Origin of the sequence: Rhizobium sp. 1399 (assembly GCF_031455475.1) — a bacterium.
GTDB lineage: Bacteria > Pseudomonadota > Alphaproteobacteria > Rhizobiales > Rhizobiaceae > Rhizobium.
Genome location: NZ_JAVDSU010000011.1, coordinates 224,995 through 240,954, shown reverse-complemented (window position 1 = coordinate 240,954; position 15,960 = coordinate 224,995). Strand labels below are relative to the sequence as shown.

The 15,960-nt window shown below is 61.8% G+C and carries 18 protein-coding genes; 9 read left to right on the top strand and 9 right to left on the bottom strand.

The annotated features are described in order from the left end of the window. Window positions 1-178: 178 nt before the first annotated feature. Window positions 179-1,069, bottom strand: a complete 891-nt coding sequence (serB, locus tag J2X71_RS28765; RefSeq protein ID WP_310387575.1) for a phosphoserine phosphatase SerB — start codon at window positions 1,067-1,069, stop codon at window positions 179-181. Here serB and miaA point away from each other — a divergent pair. Both miaA and J2X71_RS28755 read left to right on the top strand, forming a co-directional pair. Next, complete coding sequence (gene miaA, locus J2X71_RS28760; protein ID WP_310387572.1) at window positions 1,068-1,961, top strand: tRNA (adenosine(37)-N6)-dimethylallyltransferase MiaA; 894 nt, start codon at window positions 1,068-1,070, stop codon at window positions 1,959-1,961. The genes serB and miaA overlap by 2 nt on opposite strands. A 12-nt stretch (window positions 1,962-1,973) precedes the next feature. Beyond that, window positions 1,974-2,522: a histidine phosphatase family protein gene (locus J2X71_RS28755; protein ID WP_310387570.1), complete on the top strand. Its 549-nt coding sequence runs from the start codon at window positions 1,974-1,976 to the stop codon at window positions 2,520-2,522. Between the two features lie 9 nt (window positions 2,523-2,531). Here the strand turns inward: J2X71_RS28755 and J2X71_RS28750 are convergent, their stop codons facing one another. Beyond that, the gene (locus J2X71_RS28750; protein ID WP_310387568.1) at window positions 2,532-4,562 is read right to left on the bottom strand and encodes a helicase HerA domain-containing protein; all 2,031 of its coding nucleotides are present in this window, start codon (window positions 4,560-4,562) and stop codon (window positions 2,532-2,534) included. A 342-nt stretch (window positions 4,563-4,904) separates the two neighbouring features. On the opposite strand from J2X71_RS28750, the gene J2X71_RS28745 reads away from it, so the two are divergent. Both J2X71_RS28745 and ilvN read left to right on the top strand, forming a co-directional pair. Next, a complete protein-coding gene (locus J2X71_RS28745) occupies window positions 4,905-6,698 on the top strand; it encodes an acetolactate synthase 3 large subunit (RefSeq protein WP_310387566.1) in 1,794 nt (597 codons plus the stop codon). A gap of 26 nt (window positions 6,699-6,724) precedes the next feature. Continuing rightward, entirely contained in the window at window positions 6,725-7,297 is a 573-nt protein-coding gene (ilvN, locus tag J2X71_RS28740) for an acetolactate synthase small subunit (protein WP_113323364.1), read from the top strand. 80 nt (window positions 7,298-7,377) lie between these two features. On the opposite strand, the gene J2X71_RS28735 is transcribed toward ilvN, so the two are convergent. After that, window positions 7,378-8,223 (bottom strand): aldo/keto reductase, encoded by an 846-nt coding sequence (locus J2X71_RS28735; RefSeq protein ID WP_310387564.1) that lies wholly within the window; start codon window positions 8,221-8,223, stop codon window positions 7,378-7,380. Window positions 8,224-8,376: 153 nt separating this feature from the next. Here J2X71_RS28735 and J2X71_RS28730 point away from each other — a divergent pair, with 153 nt between their 5' ends. Further along, window positions 8,377-8,970 (top strand): LysE family translocator, encoded by a 594-nt coding sequence (locus J2X71_RS28730; RefSeq protein ID WP_310387562.1) that lies wholly within the window; start codon window positions 8,377-8,379, stop codon window positions 8,968-8,970. Here J2X71_RS28730 and J2X71_RS28725 read toward each other — a convergent pair. From J2X71_RS28725 to J2X71_RS28715, 3 genes are all read right to left on the bottom strand, one after another. Beyond that, the gene (locus tag J2X71_RS28725; RefSeq protein ID WP_310387561.1) at window positions 8,962-9,432 is read right to left on the bottom strand and encodes a DUF2269 domain-containing protein; all 471 of its coding nucleotides are present in this window, start codon (window positions 9,430-9,432) and stop codon (window positions 8,962-8,964) included. The genes J2X71_RS28730 and J2X71_RS28725 overlap by 9 nt on opposite strands. Beyond that, entirely contained in the window at window positions 9,432-10,715 is a 1,284-nt protein-coding gene (locus J2X71_RS28720; RefSeq protein WP_310387560.1) for an SDR family oxidoreductase, read from the bottom strand. Before J2X71_RS28720 ends, J2X71_RS28725 begins: the two co-directional genes overlap by 1 nt. 99 nt (window positions 10,716-10,814) lie before the next feature. Next, window positions 10,815-11,507 carry a hypothetical protein gene (locus J2X71_RS28715; protein WP_310387558.1) on the bottom strand — a complete coding sequence of 231 codons (693 nt, stop codon included), beginning with the start codon at window positions 11,505-11,507 and terminating at the stop codon, window positions 10,815-10,817. Between the two features lie 255 nt (window positions 11,508-11,762). Between J2X71_RS28715 and nthA the strand changes: the two genes are divergently transcribed. The 4 genes from nthA (at window position 11,763) to J2X71_RS28695 (ending at window position 14,213) form a co-directional block, all read left to right on the top strand. Then, window positions 11,763-12,458 (top strand): nitrile hydratase subunit alpha, encoded by a 696-nt coding sequence (gene nthA, locus J2X71_RS28710; RefSeq protein ID WP_310387556.1) that lies wholly within the window; start codon window positions 11,763-11,765, stop codon window positions 12,456-12,458. After that, a complete protein-coding gene (gene nthB, locus J2X71_RS28705; protein WP_310387554.1) occupies window positions 12,455-13,114 on the top strand; it encodes a nitrile hydratase subunit beta in 660 nt (219 codons plus the stop codon). Before nthA ends, nthB begins: the two co-directional genes overlap by 4 nt. Further along, on the top strand, window positions 13,101-13,472 hold the full coding sequence (locus J2X71_RS28700) for a nitrile hydratase accessory protein (RefSeq protein ID WP_310387552.1): 372 nt from the start codon (window positions 13,101-13,103) through the stop codon (window positions 13,470-13,472). Before nthB ends, J2X71_RS28700 begins: the two co-directional genes overlap by 14 nt. 183 nt (window positions 13,473-13,655) lie before the next feature. Next, window positions 13,656-14,213: a hypothetical protein gene (locus J2X71_RS28695; protein WP_310387551.1), complete on the top strand. Its 558-nt coding sequence runs from the start codon at window positions 13,656-13,658 to the stop codon at window positions 14,211-14,213. Between the two features lie 27 nt (window positions 14,214-14,240). Here J2X71_RS28695 and J2X71_RS28690 read toward each other — a convergent pair whose 3' ends face one another. The 3 genes from J2X71_RS28690 to J2X71_RS28680 are packed head-to-tail and all read right to left on the bottom strand — an operon-like array spanning window position 14,241 to window position 15,929. Then, complete coding sequence (locus J2X71_RS28690; protein ID WP_310387550.1) at window positions 14,241-15,023, bottom strand: anti-sigma factor; 783 nt, start codon at window positions 15,021-15,023, stop codon at window positions 14,241-14,243. Then, complete coding sequence (locus J2X71_RS28685) at window positions 15,020-15,535, bottom strand: RNA polymerase sigma factor (protein ID WP_310387549.1); 516 nt, start codon at window positions 15,533-15,535, stop codon at window positions 15,020-15,022. The genes J2X71_RS28690 and J2X71_RS28685 overlap by 4 nt, the downstream gene beginning before the upstream one ends. A 13-nt stretch (window positions 15,536-15,548) precedes the next feature. Then, on the bottom strand, window positions 15,549-15,929 hold the full coding sequence (locus J2X71_RS28680) for a hypothetical protein (protein ID WP_310387548.1): 381 nt from the start codon (window positions 15,927-15,929) through the stop codon (window positions 15,549-15,551). Window positions 15,930-15,960: the final 31 nt, after the last annotated feature.

Here is a 15,960-nt window from a genome sequence, read left to right as displayed (position 1 = left end):
CTCGCCATCAATGCCGTCATGCGACACATCATCGTCGTCGCCAATGCAAGACTGAGAGCACTCAACGATCCTGTCAGCAACTGACTTGATGAGGGTGGGGAGGGGCGCTTGCCGCCCCAAGATGCGAAAGGAGCGGTTATGACGCTCCTTTTCAGTTTTCGGCCACGCCTCGCGCGGTTCAAGCCGTCACGAAATCCGTCTTCCGGTAGCCCTGGATATAGAGCAGCGCCGTCAGGTCGCCGTGGTTGATCTGCATGTCGGCTTCGGCAGCGACAGCCGGTTTGGCGTGGAGGGCGACGCCGGAGCCGGCCAGATGCAGCATGCCGAGATCGTTGGCGCCGTCGCCGACGGCAATGGCTTCTCCGGGGGAAATGCCGAGGCGGGTGGCGATGTCGTTGAGAGCATCGACCTTGGCCTGCTTGCCGAGAATGGGTTCCGCGACGTGGCCGGAGAGGAGGCCGTCTTCCTCAAGCAGGAGATTGGCGCGGTTTTCGTCGAAGCCCAGGGTGGCTGCGATGCGGCTGGTGAAGACTGTGAAGCCGCCGGAGACGAGGGCGGTATAATAGCCTTTCGACTTCATGGTGGCGATCAGTTCGGGGCCACCCGGGGTAAGCGTAATGCGCTTGGCGATCACTTCGTCGACGACGGAGATCGGCAAGCCCTTCAGGAGGGCGACGCGTTCGCGCAACGCCGGCTCGAAGGCGATCTCGCCGTTCATGGCGCGGGCGGTGATGGCGGCGACCTTTTCCTTCAGGCCGACTTCGGCGGCGAGTTCGTCGATGCATTCCTGGCCGATCATGGTCGAATCCATATCGGCGATCAGCAGCTTCTTGCGGCGGGTTTCCTGTTCCTGGATGACGAGATCGATCGGGCTGTTGGCGATGACGGCGAGCAGATTGGCCTCCGCTGCCCGCCTGTCGGAGCCGTCTGCGAGCACGATATCGCAGGCAATGCCATCCGCCAGCCAGTAGAGCCCGGATGCCTTGATGGCGTCTGAAGCTCGCTCGGCGATCTCAGGCGAAAGAACGGGGTTTGACGGATTGGCAACAAGCGTGGCAACGAGGGCCATGATGGAAAACCTTCTGAGCGCTGTGAATGCGATCCTGATAACCGGGCCGACTGCCAGCGGCAAGTCCGCGCTCGCAGTGGAATTGGCCAAGGAGCATGGCGGCGTGGTGATCAATGCCGACAGCATGCAGGTCTATGACACGCTGCGGGTGCTGACGGCGCGACCCTCCGGAGAGGATATGGATGGTGTGCCGCATCATCTCTACGGCCATGTGCCGGCCGCGCAGGCCTGTTCGACCGGTTCCTGGCTGCGGAACGTGACAGCGCTTTTGCCGCGCATCCACGCCGAGGGAAAGCTGCCGGTGTTCGTCGGCGGCACCGGGCTCTATTTCAAGGCGCTGACGGGCGGGTTGTCGGAAATGCCCGTCATTCCCGAGGAGGTAAGGCAGCGGCTGCGCGCACGGCTTCTGGAGGAGGGTCCGGAGGGCCTGTATGCAGAGCTAGCGAAGGTTGATCCCGCCATCGCCGAAAGCCTGAACGTACAGGACGGGCAGAGGATCGTGCGGGCGCTTGAGGTCTTCGAGGCGACGGGTCAGTCGATTGCAGAATTCCAGGGGCAGGCGGGGCCTGTCGTCGTCGATCCCGACAGGGCGCGCAAGATCGTCGTGCTGCCGGATCGCGCCGTGCTGCATCAGCGTATCAACGGACGTTTCGAGAAAATGCTGGAGCAGGGGGCGGAAGACGAGGTGAGGGCGCTACTCGCGCTTGATCTTCCCCCGGAAATGCCTGTCATGAAGGCGATCGGCGTGTCGCAGATCGCGGCGATGCTGCGTGGTGAGATGAGCCGTGCAGAGGTGATCGAGCGCGGGGCCGCCGCCACACGGCAATATGCCAAGCGGCAGATGACCTGGTTCCGCAATCAGATGGATGAAAGCTGGGAGCGGTTGACTTGAGGCGTTCTAGCGATGCGTGAAATTTATCTTGTTCGCCATGCAGAGACGATGCCCGATCCGGAGCGCCCTCCCGCCTTCTGGGAGCTGACCGATGCTGGCCGTGCAGTGGCTGCATCTCTCAAAGGCATGTTGCCCGAACTGGTCTTCAGCAGTCCTGAATCGAAGGCGTTGCAGACGGCAAGACAGCTGACGCACCTGCCGGTGACCGCTATTGAGGAATTTCGCGAGCATCGGGCCAACAAAGCGGCATGGATATCAAGCGACGATTTCGCGATGTCGGTCGAGCGCTACTTCGCCGATCGGGAAAACCAGGTCTGGGGCGATTCCCATGCCAAAACGGCAGCGCGATTCAGAACTGGTCTGAGCCAGATCGTCTCGCGGCTGGACGGAGCGACGCGATGCACAGTCGTTTCTCACGGCCGTATTATCTGCAGCTTCCTTGGGAATCTGACTGGAACGTCTGGTTATGAATTATGGAAGCTCCTCACCATGCCAACAGTCATAAAACTCGCGGTCGAAGACGAGACCATGCGGATCGAGACGATCTCCTATTTCCACTGAGCTGACGGCTCAGTCCTTATCGTAAAGGCTGCTCAGCGGCTTCTTCAGGATGCTTTCGCGCAGCGACATGCCGCCCTCGCGACGCTGCGCTGACGTCTGTTCGCCAAAGGCCGGCCTCGGCTGCTCGTCGCGACGCATTTCGCGGCGCAGCGCTTCCAGGCGTGCGTCGATCGAGGTCTGCGGCGAGAGCGGCGGGGGCTCGGGATGCGGCGCGCGGCTCTGCGGCAGCAGTCCGGGGCGATAGGGTTCAAGCGGTGCCTGTGCTGCCGACGGAGCGGCGTAGGGCTGAGCAGCGTCCTCGTCTTCGAAATCCTCTTCCGGCTCGTAATCCGCTATCGCTGCACTGTAGCTCTGCTGGAATGTGGAGATATCGGGGCCTGATGTGATCGCCCGCATGCGGGTGACGATGCGGCGCAGGTCGACGGTGTCAGGGTCTTCCTCGGCATGTTTGCTGGTGGCGCTATGGGCCTTCGGCAGCAGGGTTTCGTCGACGCGCAAGAAGCGCATGCGCATAGGCACCCGGATCGCCTCTCCGAAGGCGATCGCCTCTCCGTTGCCGATCGAGGAGATGAAGCTCGTCGTCGAGATCGAGGAATTGGGGATGGCCGAGCGGATGATTTCCTGGTCGCGGTCGTTGGCAAGACGCATGGCAAAGAGCGTCGAGCACTGCGACAGGATCGTCTGGTCGAGTTCGCCGGGGCGCTGGGTGATGATGCCGAGCGAGACGCCGTATTTGCGGCCTTCCTTGGCGATGCGGGCGATGGCCTGGCGCGTCGGGACAAAGCCGAGGTTCGGGTCCGAGGGTATATAGCGGTGCGCCTCTTCGCAGACGACCAGCATGTGAATGGCGCCTTCGCTCCAGAGCGCGATTTCGAAGGCCATGCGGCAAAGTACCGAGGCGACGGAGTTGACGACTTCCGAGGGGATACCGGCGAGCTGGAAAGTGCAAATCGGTCTGTTGTCGCCGGGTATGCGGAAGATCTGCGCGATGGTCTCGGTGATCGTGTCGCTGATCGTGTTGCTGGAGAACATGAAGTGATAGCGCGGATCGTTGATCGCGGCGATGATGCGCATCTTCAACGAGCGCAGGAAGGGCTTTTCGGCGCGGCCTTCCAGCCTGCCGATGCGCTCGTCGATGAGGGCAAGCAGATCGGCGATGCGATAGGGCACCGGAGTGTCTGCGGTGATCGAGCTCTTTTCCGTCTGGCGGCGCACCAGCGAACTGTCGCTGCCGCGAAAGGCGCGTTTGGCCTCCGGCAGGATATCGCGCAGCATGTCGAGCTCTTCGGGCACCGGCGGGCGGCCGCGGAAGACAACTTCAGCGAATTCTTCCAGCCGCATCAGCCAGAAGGGCAGGTCGAGCGTATCGGTATCGATGGTGACAGCGTGTTTCGGGAAAGCGGCGGCAAATTCGTTATGCGGATCGAGGATCAGCACGCGCAGCTTCGGATCGGCCTCGATCGCCTTGTGCAAGAGCAGCGAGACGGCGGTCGATTTGCCGACGCCGGTCGAGCCGACCACGGCGAAATGCTTCGACAGCATCGAGGGGACATGGATCGCCGCGTCGATGCTTTCATCCTGCGTCAGATTGCCGATGACGGCGGTGGCGCCCTTGCCGGCATCATAGATGCGCATCAAGTCGGCGGAGCGGATGCGGTGGGCGATGGCGCCGAGATAGGGATAGCGCGAAATGCCGGTCGAGAATTCCTCGCGGCCGTCTTCGTCGACACGGACTTCGCCAAGAAGCTCGGTCTCGATGCGAAAGATATTGTCCTGACCTTCGCCCCAGCCCTGGCTACCGGTATTCATGGAAAAGACGAGGGCGACGACGCGATTGCGCCCGACGCTGATCGAAATCAGCCGGCCGACAGACCATAATTCGGTGAGATCGGTGCCGCCGGCTTCCGCCACGGCGGCGATGGTGGCGCGCGATCCGCTGCATGCAACGACACGCCCGAGAAATCTGTTCCCCGGCGCAAGGCTGTCGCGGCGATCCTGTTCGCCTGCTTTGCCTGTCGTCATCATGTCGTTGTTGAGCAAAGGGTTACTCCCTGCATTAAAGGGCAGGATAGAATCGATCCTTTAATAAATCCTTCAGCCCCAGAATTGGACGGCCCATTGGACGGTTTGCGCAGTTGACGGCGTGCCGATTTTTTATTGCGGAATGCGTTGACGCTGCGAAATTTTCTGTCTATCACTTCCGCCCATGACAATTTCGAACGTTCTTATCGTGGTGGGAAAGCGCATGGGCAGGATGGTGTAACCATCCGGCGATAGCCACCCATGCGCAAGACGAAGGCTCCTCAGGGGCCTTTTTTTATGCCCGAAATCAGGGCTTCCGGCCACAAACCTCAGATCTCCAGCATCAAACGGAACAGACACATGGCGAGCACGGACAATCAAGCGGCAGACAACAGGATGACGGGAGCGGAAATCGTTCTCCGCGCGCTGAAGGACAATGGTGTCGAGCACATCTTCGGCTATCCCGGCGGTGCCGTCCTGCCGATCTATGACGAGATCTTCCAGCAGGAGGATATCAAGCACATCCTCGTGCGCCATGAGCAGGGCGCCGGCCATGCGGCCGAAGGTTACGCCCGCTCCACCGGCAAGGTCGGCGTCATGCTGGTGACGTCAGGCCCCGGTGCCACTAATGCCGTCACGCCGCTGCAGGATGCGCTGATGGATTCCATTCCGCTCGTTTGCCTCTCCGGCCAGGTTCCGACGCCGCTGATCGGTTCGGACGCCTTCCAGGAATGCGATACGGTTGGCATCACGCGCCCCTGCACCAAGCACAACTGGCTGGTCAAGGATGTCAACGAGCTCGCCGCCGTCATCCATGAGGCCTTCCGTATTGCCCAGTCGGGCCGTCCGGGCCCCGTTGTCGTCGATATCCCGAAGGACGTGCAGTTTGCCACCGGCACCTACACGCCGCCGGCCGATCATGCCATCCAGAAGAGCTACCAGCCGAAGATCCAGGGTGACCTGAACCAGATCCAGGCGGCGATCGAGCTGATGGCCAACGCCCGCAAGCCGGTCTTCTATACGGGCGGCGGCGTCATCAATTCCGGCCCGGAAGCCTCCCGCATGCTGCGCGAGTTGGTCGAATTGACAGATTTCCCGATCACCTCGACGCTGATGGGTCTCGGCGCCTATCCGGCTTCCGGCAAGAACTGGCTGAAGATGCTCGGCATGCACGGCTCCTATGAGGCCAACATGGCGATGCATGATTGCGATGTCATGGTCTGCATCGGTGCCCGTTTCGACGACCGTATTACCGGTCGTCTGAACGCCTTCTCGCCGAATTCCAAGAAGATCCATATCGATATCGATCCGTCTTCGATCAACAAGAACGTCCGTGTCGATGTCGGCATCCGTGGCGATGTCGGCAATATTCTGGAAGACATGATCCGCCTGTGGCGGGCACTGCCGAAGAAGCCGGAAAAGAGCCGTCTCGATGCCTGGTGGGGCGATATTACCCGCTGGCGCGCCCGCAATTCCTTCGCCTATACGATGAGCAAGGACGTGATCATGCCGCAATATGCGCTGGAACGTCTCTTCGCGTTGACTAAGGATCGCGACACCTACATCACGACCGAAGTCGGCCAGCACCAGATGTGGGCGGCCCAGTTCTTCGGCTTCGAACAGCCGAACCGCTGGATGACCTCGGGCGGCCTCGGCACGATGGGTTATGGCCTGCCGGCGGCGCTCGGCGTGCAGATCGCCCATCCGGAAAGCCTCGTCATCGATATTGCCGGCGATGCCTCGATCCAGATGTGCATTCAGGAAATGTCGGCAGCGATCCAGCACAATGCGCCGATCAAGATCTTCATCATGAACAACCAGTACATGGGCATGGTGCGCCAGTGGCAGCAGCTGCTGCATGGCAACCGCCTGTCCAACTCCTATACGGAAGCGATGCCTGATTTCGTGAAGCTCGCGGAAGCCTATGGCGCCGTTGGCCTGCGCTGCGAGAAGCCCGACGATCTCGATGCGACCATCCAGGAGATGATCGACGTCAAGAAGCCGGTTATCTTCGATTGCCGCGTTGCCAATCTCGCCAACTGCTTCCCGATGATCCCCTCGGGCAAGGCCCATAATGAAATGCTGCTGCCAGACGAAGCCACGGACGAAGCGGTCGCCAATGCGATCGACGCCAAGGGCCGTCAGCTAGTATAACAATAGATAGGTAGGAACCCAGGATCATGAACGCACACCTTCAACCCACCGGCTCTGCCTACTTCATCTCTCCGGAAACGGCGGCCGTCGAGAGCCATACGCTCTCGGTGCTGGTCGATAACGAACCGGGCGTACTCGCCCGCGTCATCGGCCTGTTCTCCGGCCGCGGCTACAACATCGAAAGCCTGACGGTTTCGGAGACGGAGCATGCGGCGCATCTGTCGCGCATCACCATCGTCACCCGCGGCACGCCGCATGTGCTGGAGCAGATCAAGGCGCAGCTCGAACGCATCGTACCTGTCCATCGCGTGGTGGACCTGACGGTACGCGCCCGCGAGCTCGGCCAGGACCGGCCGATCGAGCGGGAAGTGGCGCTGCTGAAGGTGATCGGCAATGGCGAGACCCGCGCCGAGACGCTGCGCCTAGCGGACGCCTTCCACGCCAAGGTGGTGGATGCGACGATCGATCACTTCATCCTGGAGATCACCGGCAAGTCTTCGAAGATCGACCAGTTCATCGCGATCATGAAGCCGCTCGGCCTCATCGAAGTCTGCCGCACTGGCATTGCCGCGATGAACCGCGGCGGGCAGGGCATGTAAAGAGACAGCCCGGGCATGTAAGGGTTACAGCCCGGGCATGTGATCGGCTGCTTTTGAATGGCAGTTTGCGCCGCTGGAGGTCAGAGCATCTCCAGCGGCGTTTTCTTTGGTGGCGGCGGGAAGGCGGCGTCGAGGGCTTCCCAGTCCTCGTCGGTGATATCGAGGGAGACGCAATCGCGGTTTTCGCGGGCGCGCTCGATATTCGAAGTCTTGGGGATGACGAAGACGCCGTCGCGTTCGAGCAGGAAGGCGAGCGCCAACTGTGCCGGTGTCGCCTGATAGGCCTTGGCGATATGGATCAGGTCGGGGTGGTGCAGGATGCGGCCCTGTTCGATCGGCGAATAGGCCATGATCGGAATGTTGCGGCTCTGGCACCAGGGCAGGAGATCGTATTCGATGCCGCGGCGGGCGAGATTGTAGAGAACTTGATTGGCGGCAACATTCTGACCGCCGGGGACGGAGAGCAGTTCTTCCATGTCGTCGGTATCGAAGTTGGAGACGCCCCAGGCGCGGATCTTGCCGGCGGCTTTCAGCGTCTCGAAGGCCTCGACGGTCTCGGTAAGCGGATAGTTGCCGCGCCAATGCAGGAGATAGAGGTCGATGCGGTCGGTGCCGAGGCGTTCGAGGCTGCCTTCGCAGGCGGTGATCGTGCCGGTGCGGCTGGCATTCCAGGGATAGACCTTGCTGACGATGAAGGTCTCGTCGCGGCGTCCCTTGATCGCCTGTCCGACGATTTCCTCGGCGCCGCCGTCGCCATACATTTCCGCGGTATCGATCATCGTCATGCCGAGATCGAAGCCGGCCTTGAGGCTGGCAATCTCTTCCTTCGCATGGCCGGCATCCTCGCCCATGCCCCAGGTGCCCTGGCCGAGCGCCGGCACTTCGGTGCCATCGGGAAAGGTGATGGTGGGGATGGGGGCGTCCATGTACGTTCTGATCCTGTGCGTGCTCGATAGACTATCAGGTAATCCTGTCACCATGACAATCATGTTATGGTCGATGTGAATTAGGGCAGTTATGCTGACCCAATTCCAGATAAGCCGCCAAATCGTCAACACGTGCGGCCCCGGGAGGGTTTCATGCCGCTGGATACGTTTCTGGCCCTGCTGCTTTTTGCTTTCACGACCTCGATCACCCCGGGGCCGAACAATATGATGCTGTTTGCCTCGGGCGTGAATTTCGGCTTTCGCCGTACGATCCCGCATATGTTCGGCATCGGGGCGGGTTTCCTGTCGCTGCTGCTTGCCGTAGGTCTGGGGCTCGGGGCGCTGCTGCATACGGTGCCGACGGTCTATATCGCGCTGAAATTTGCCGGTGGCGCCTATCTCGTCTGGATCGCCTGGAAGATTGCGACATCGCGGTCGCTGAGCGAAGGCAAGAGCGGCGTGAAACCGATGTCCTTCCTTGGCGCTGCGGCCTTTCAGTGGGTCAATCCGAAGGCTTGGGTGATGGCGGTCACGGCGATGGCAACCTATACGAATCGGGAGCTTTATCTGATCAGCGTGCTGCTCGTCGGCCTTGCCTTTGCGGCGGTCAATGTGCCCTCGGTTTCCACCTGGGCGGGCTTCGGTTCGGCGCTTCGGCAGTGGCTCTCCGATCCGGTGCGGCTGAAATGGTTCAACATCACCATGGCGGTGCTGCTCGTGCTCAGCCTGTGGCCGATGCTAAAATAGCGTCGGCTTTGATAGCATTAACAAGAGAATGCCTGTTACCGCGAAGAAGGCCGGAAAGCCGAAGGCGAACCAGACGCGGTAGAGGCTGAAATAGGCCGGCGGCAGGGCAGTGCCCGAGGCGGCTGCTGCGCGGGCGAGATTGCGCAACCGGATCTGGATCCAGACGACCGGCAGCCAGAAGATGCCGGTGACGACATACAGAACCAGCGATAGCGCAATCCAGCTTTCCGTCAGATCCCAGCCGATGATGCGGGCGAGAAGATAGCCTGTCACCGGCTGGAGGATGGCGGCTGTGGCCGTAAAGACCGTATCGGCGATCACGACGGTGCCGGCGACATGGGCGATCAGGACAGGGTTAAGGGTGCGATGGGCCATCACCATGAAGAAGGCGATGCCGGCGCCGGTGCCGAAGAGCACAGTTGCGCCGACAACATGGGCGAGAAGCAGCAGTTCTGCGAGCATCAGCGTTCATCCAGGATGGCGAGTGCCGCAAGCGTCAGCAGCAGCGATGGCAGGACCTTGACGAGCGGCCCAAGCGGATCGAGCCAGAGCGCGGACTCCAGCATCGTGCCGCCCAAGAGATAGGCGAGGGAGACGAAGAGCATGCCGAGAAGGGCGCGGCGGGCGAATGGACGCAAGAGGACTGCGGCGCCGAGCGCGATATCGATCAGGCAGGTGAGGATCGTCAGCGCCATGGCGGCACCCGCAGGCATGAAGGGCAGGAAATGGGCGCTCGCCCGTTCTGGCGCCAGAAGCGGGATGAGGCCGGATAGTAACCAGAAGAGCGACAGCCCGGCAATGACCGGCGCCTTCAGGAGATAGAGGCGGGCAAACCATAGGTCCTGAACGCCGGAGGGATGGGCGGCAAGCGTCTCCTCAGCCGAGAGTGTCGGCAGACCCGAGGGCGTGGGGCGGTCCATGCGCACACCCTCGGACATGACTGTCATGGCGGTGGAGCGTAGCGGCGAGCGCCAGCCGAGATGGCCGGCAATATCGGCAAGCCATGAGACCGGCCGTGCGATTGCCGGCGGGATGGAGATGACAGGCGCATCCGGCAGGCCGAGCCAGGCGCGGTGCAGTTTGACGAGGCTTGCGAGCGTGTGCCGTTCCTCGGCGGCGAGTTCGATATCGCTACCGGAGGGGAGTGCGCCGGAGATCGCGGCCGAGACGGCAGAGGCGACATCTTCGGCGGCGACGGTTTCGACCGGGCTGTCGGCATGGATGAGCGGCAGGGCAAGGGGGAAGGATGCAAGCGCGCGCAGAAGTGCGGTGCCGCCGTGGGCGTTGCGGCCGAGCACGAGGGATGGGCGCAGGATCACGTAAGGCAGGCCGGATGCTGCAAGCGCTGTATCGGCAGCACGCTTGGTGGTGAGGAAGGGCAGGTTGCTGCCGGCGCCGTCGGTTCGGGCGGAGATCTGGACGATCAGCGTCACGCCGGCCGGTCGCGCCGCTTGCTGGAGGGCGATCATTGCGCGTTGCTGGGTGGCTGCGAGATTGTCCGAAAGACCGTCCTGGAGGGCGCCGGCACTGTTGACGACGACGTGCTGGCCTTCCAGCATGGCGGCCCAGTCGGCCACATTGGTCATCTTCTCCAGATCGGCCCGGATCCAGCGGATAGCGGGCTGGCGAACCCGTGCCCGGTCGGGATTGCGGACAAGCCCGGTCACGGTGCAGCCGTCCGCAAGCAGCCGTGCTGCGATCGCCGAGCCGATGAAGCCTGTGGCACCGAGAATCAGGATGTTCATAGTGGGAGACTACCGAAAAACGGCATATCGAGCAGGGGGCGGCCGTGTAATGCCCGCGTATTGCTCGCAAGAAACTGCCTCGCTTTCATGCCGGATGGCTTAGGCGATAAGGCGGGGATCGAGTTTGGCCATGGGAATAGCGCATTCGGTGACGATCCGCGCCGCCAGCGACGGGTCGAGCGGCGGCCTGACCTGGTAGAAGGCAAGCTCCAACGCCAGGCCGATCGCGAAAGGTCGCCTGCTGATGGGCACGATATTTCGATCGAGAGCATCGGCCAACTTCGGCCACAGGCGGCGAACGTAGGCAAGGGGCGTATCGCCTGGACGGTGTTCATCCATCAATCGCGGTATTCCGAACTGCGGATGTCCGATGGTTGAGACCACGTAACGAAGCGCTTCCATCGCCATCTCTTGCGAGATCATAGCACCGGACCTTCTTGCCGCGCCGTATGTCAGGTTGAGCAGGGAATCATGGTTTTCCAGAAGGAAGGCGTTCGGCAGATTGCCGGTATAATAGCGGGAGCCATCCTCGGTTTCCATGGCGATGAGATCAGCGTCGTCGCTGAGCTGTCCGGCGGAAGCGATATCAAAGGCGGTGAGGACGCACGAAAAACCGCCAACCGATCCCAGGGCTGCGAACAGATCGATCGAATGAACATTGCCGTCCGTCGCCATTTCCTGAATCACGTGGTCGAGCAGGGCGCGTGCAACCAGCCCCGGGCTCTGCACGGTATCTTCGGTCTCACGCCGGCGCGGATCGGCAGAGGCCGAGCTGTGCGCAAGGCTCTCCATCTCCTCTCGCGGAGGGGCGGACGGAGGCGCGGGCGGTCTGGTGCTGCGGCCGAATGTCGGAACTTTCATGTGTGCAATGTTGAGATGAAGCCATTAACGTTTGGTTAGGATGACGGCGAAAAATAAGGAGTTGCTTAATTAGCTTCCCCTTCAATCCTTGCCGATGGCATTCATTGGGGCACTTCTTGACGAGAAATACGCTTGGCGGTCCTCCGATCGGCGCATAAGATCGAGCGCTCTACCCCGGAGAGCGCCATGCGGCACAGAGACGACCACGCGGATCATGACCACGATCACCATGATCATCACCACGACAACCACTATTCGGACATGCAGGCGCGTGTGAAAGCGCTGGAAACGCTGCTGACGGAGAAGGGGCTGATCGATCCGGCGGCGATCGATGTGATTGTCGAGACCTATGAGACGAAGGTCGGGCCACGCAATGGTGCGCGTGTCGTTGCGAAAGCCTGGAGCGATCCCGATTTTGCCGAATGGCTGAAGCGGGACGCGACGGCGGCGATTGCGAGCCTTGGCTATACCGGCCGGCAGGGCGAGCACATGCGCGCCGTCTTCAATACAGCAGACACGCATAACCTCATCGTCTGCACACTCTGTTCCTGCTATCCGTGGTCGGTGCTCGGCCTGCCGCCGGTCTGGTACAAGGCTCCCGCCTATCGCTCGCGCGCGGTCATCGATCCGCGCGGCGTGCTCGCCGAATTCGGGGTGACGCTGCCAGAGGGCAAGAAGGTTCGCGTCTGGGATTCGACCGCGGAGTTGCGTTATCTCGTTATTCCCGAGCGGCCACAGGGCACCGAGGGCATGGGCGAGGAGGCGCTTGCCGATCTCGTCAGCCGTGATGCGATGATCGGAACGGCCATTGCTGACAGCCCGAAGGTCTCGGCTGCCGGTAACCCGGAGGCGACGGCTGCCGGCACAAAGGTGCCGGCGTGAACGGCCCGCACGATCTCGGAGGCCAGATGGGCTTCGGCCCCGTCGCGCCCGAAAAGAACGAGCCCTATTTCCATGCCGAATGGGAGAAGCGGGCGCTCGGCATCACGCTGTCCTGCGGCGCTTTCGGCGCCTGGACGATCGACGAGAGCCGGCATGCGCGCGAAAGCATTCCGCCGGCCGATTATCTGGCGGCGAACTATTACGAGATCTGGATCCGCGGCATCGACATGCTCCTGGAACGCCACGGCTTTGCCAACCGCGAGGAGCTGCTGTCCGGCCGCAAGCTGCTGGATGGTGCTGTGCCGAAGCGGGTGCTGAAGGCGGAAATGGTATCAGGCGTGCTCGCAAAGGGCGCTCCCTGCGACCGGCCGGTCGAGACCGCGCCGCTCTTCGTGGTCGGCGAAACGGTCAAGACGAAGAATTTCAATCCGGCGACCCATACGCGGCTGCCGCGTTATGCGCGTGCCAAGACGGGCGTGATCGAGGCAGTGCAGGGCTCCTTCGTTTTTCCCGATGACAACGCGCATGGCAAAGGCGAGAACCCGCAATGGCTCTATACCGTCGTCTTCGATGGCGGCGAGATCTGGGGCGAGGGCGCCGATCCGTCGCTGACGGTCTCCATCGATGCCTGGGAGAGCTACCTTGAGCGTGTGTGAGATCCCGTCTCAACTGGCGCAATCGCCGGGTCTGCCGAAGTCGCCGGAGGGTGATCCTGTTTTCCCCGAACCCTGGGCGGCGGAAGCCTTTGCCATGACCGTGCAACTGCATGAGAAGGGTCTGTTTGCCTGGAGCGAATGGGCGGAAGTCCTGTCCAGGGAGTTGCATAAGCCTGGCCGGGCCGAGGATGGCAGCGATTATTTCGACTGCTGGGTGGCGGCTCTTTCCGATCTGCTCGTCAGCCGCGGTGTGGCGGATGCTTCCGCCATTCTCGACCTGCAGAAGAGTTGGCAGCGGGCGGCGGAAGCGACGCCGCATGGCAAGCCGATCGAGCTTGCCAACGATCCCCAGCGCTGAGATCACGGCCTGACGCTATCGATCGAATTTATCGACAGGCACACGCTCAAGTTTTATATTTATGCAAGGAATCACGGCGATGATGCCATCGCAAACCCAGCTGATTCCCGCTCAGGCATGACGCCCGGTCAAACCTGCACATTGCGCCCATGATGGTCGAGCACATGCGCACGAGGACCATGCATGACTTCGATTTCATCGACCAATGAAGCCGCCTTGCTGATCCTTCAGCAGAGCATTTCGCCTGTGAATTCCACCGACGCCAAGAAGACCGATGGTGACAATCTGGTGGCGATTGCCCATGGCCAGCCCGTCAAACAGACATCCGGCATGAGCCCGCAGCCGACGGCCGCGCAGTCCAAGATTTCTGACGCCTTGTTCAGCGTGAACGATCGAAGCGTAACCCAGATGAAGCTTGATCTGATCGACCGCGCAGGCGAAGCGCTCGGCGTGAAAAAGAGCGACTATGCATCGATGGATGCGTTCGTCGCCGCGACGAAAAAGGCTTTTTCGGATCTGAAGAGCAAGCCGGACGGGGCGCAGGCCATTGCCAAGATCGAGCGCGATCTCGGTCTGGATAAGCTCGGCATCACGCTGGAAGATCTTATCGACAGCGCTGATGATCCAGACAAGAACGACAAGGTCACGCAGGCCTTGAAGAAGCAGCTTGCCGAGGGTGCTGAGGGCGGTTCCATGCTCAAGCAGGATGAAATCGGCCGCTACCAAGTCGTATCGGCCTGATCGCGTAGTCTGCGTGCAGTTCCCCTTTTATGAAAGGAACTGCCGGTAACATTCTTCGGCCACCTTGCGCAGCATGTCGCGGGAGATTTCGCCCGTCACCGCATAGCCGAGTTCGCCATCGATCCAGTAGAAGGTCTCGACATCCTTGGCGGACGCGAAGCGGAAGCTTGTCGTCCTGTTTTCCTTGTTGCGGCCGACGATGATGGTGAGGCGTTCGCCGCCCTGGTCCTCGTACATGAACATGGCGCCCGGCCTGTTATCGACCGGCAGCAGGCGGCCGCCGACAAGGTGGAAGCCGAGGGATTTGAGGTCCGGCACCTTGAGATCGGGGATTGCCAGCCGCTTGCCGAGCCAGGTCGCTAGATGTGCTTCCTCATTGGCGAAGACTTCGACCGGGTGGCGCACTTCGCCGGCATAGACGAGGAAGGCGGTTTCGGCCTGCTTCGGCAAGGTCTCGGATTCGGCCAGCTGCAGCGGCGGGCGTTGGAAGAGCGGCGGGATGAAGCGATCGCTGACGGCGCCAAGCGCGAAGAGCATGACGGCGGCAGCGGCAAGGGCCGAGCGTGTCTTCCAGGGGGAGGCAGTGTCAGCCGGTGCCACCATCCGGAGATCGGTGTCGCGGCTCTTCTCATAGCCTGAAAACAGGGACTTGATGCCGGCATTCTGCGCCTGCCAGCCGGCGACCATGGCGGCTTCCTCGGGGTTTTCGGCGAGGTAGGCTTCCACGCGGGCGCGGCCGGCCTCCGGCAATTGCCCGTCGGCAAAGGCGTGCAGGTCCGCTTCGGTCACGGTGGGGTTGGTCTCGTTCATTTCGGTCTCCGAAGCGTAATCACATTATCGGCTTTCATATGGTCACTCATGCGCTGGCGTGCGCGCGACAGGCGCGACATGACGGTGCCGATCGGGATGTCCAGCATGGTTGCCACTTCATGATAGCTGTAGCCTTCGATGACGACGAGCATCAGGACGGCGCGGTAGTCTTCCGACAGACTGTCGAGGGCCTGTTCCAGCCGCAGGCGCTCCAGCGGATCGGCCTGGGCATCAGGACCGGCAAGTTCTTCGACGGCGTCGAGCTCGATCAGCCGGTCGCGGGGGCTGGCGCGGCGGGTGTTGCGGTAGAGGTTGGTCATCGTCGTCAGGACCCAGCCGCGCAGGTTGATACCCCGCCACTGGCCGCGCCTGGCCAGAACCTTCTCCACGCAATCCTGAAGCAGATCCTCGCCTTCGGTATCCGATCGGGTGAGGCTGCGGGAATAGCGCCGAAGCGAGGGAAGGAGGGCCAGGATCTGGCCCTCGAACGCATCGGGTGGGGGCGTCTTCACGCGCGTCTCGCCATCAGGGCTTGGCAAGGTCCCAGGAACCGCCGACGCCGTCGCCGGTGATGTCGCCTGATTTGGTGTCCTTCACCCAGTAATAGAGCGGCATGCCGTCCTTGGCCCACTGCTTGGTTCCATCCTTGCGTTCGACGAGCGAGTATGCACCTTCGGCCTTGGCGCCGCTAGGAGCGAGGAAGGGCGGCCAGTTGGTGGCGCATTTGTCGTAGCAGCTCGATACGCCCTTTTCGTCCTTCTTATAGGTGTAGAGGGTCATGCCCTTTTCGCCGGCAAGAACCTTGCCCTTGGCCGTTTCGACTTCGGTGACGGCGGGTGCTGCGAAGGCTGCAGTGGCGGTGGCAGCGACGACTGCCAGCACGGACAGGAATTTCACGGACTTCATGGTCTCTCTCCTCGGGTTAGGCACGCACCTT

Coding starts and splice junctions, on each gene's coding strand:
- miaA (WP_310387572.1), top strand. CDS start 1,068: ATGATGGAAAACCTTCTGAGCGCTGTGAATGCGATCCTGATAACCGGG.
- serB (WP_310387575.1), bottom strand. CDS start 1,069: ATGGCCCTCGTTGCCACGCTTGTTGCCAATCCGTCAAACCCCGTTCTT.
- J2X71_RS28755 (WP_310387570.1), top strand. CDS start 1,974: ATGCGTGAAATTTATCTTGTTCGCCATGCAGAGACGATGCCCGATCCG.
- J2X71_RS28745 (WP_310387566.1), top strand. CDS start 4,905: ATGGCGAGCACGGACAATCAAGCGGCAGACAACAGGATGACGGGAGCG.
- ilvN (WP_113323364.1), top strand. CDS start 6,725: ATGAACGCACACCTTCAACCCACCGGCTCTGCCTACTTCATCTCTCCG.
- J2X71_RS28735 (WP_310387564.1), bottom strand. CDS start 8,223: ATGGACGCCCCCATCCCCACCATCACCTTTCCCGATGGCACCGAAGTG.
- J2X71_RS28730 (WP_310387562.1), top strand. CDS start 8,377: ATGCCGCTGGATACGTTTCTGGCCCTGCTGCTTTTTGCTTTCACGACC.
- J2X71_RS28725 (WP_310387561.1), bottom strand. CDS start 9,432: ATGCTCGCAGAACTGCTGCTTCTCGCCCATGTTGTCGGCGCAACTGTG.
- J2X71_RS28720 (WP_310387560.1), bottom strand. CDS start 10,715: ATGAACATCCTGATTCTCGGTGCCACAGGCTTCATCGGCTCGGCGATC.
- J2X71_RS28715 (WP_310387558.1), bottom strand. CDS start 11,507: ATGGAGAGCCTTGCGCACAGCTCGGCCTCTGCCGATCCGCGCCGGCGT.
- nthA (WP_310387556.1), top strand. CDS start 11,763: ATGCGGCACAGAGACGACCACGCGGATCATGACCACGATCACCATGAT.
- J2X71_RS28695 (WP_310387551.1), top strand. CDS start 13,656: ATGACTTCGATTTCATCGACCAATGAAGCCGCCTTGCTGATCCTTCAG.
- J2X71_RS28690 (WP_310387550.1), bottom strand. CDS start 15,023: ATGAACGAGACCAACCCCACCGTGACCGAAGCGGACCTGCACGCCTTT.
- J2X71_RS28680 (WP_310387548.1), bottom strand. CDS start 15,929: ATGAAGTCCGTGAAATTCCTGTCCGTGCTGGCAGTCGTCGCTGCCACC.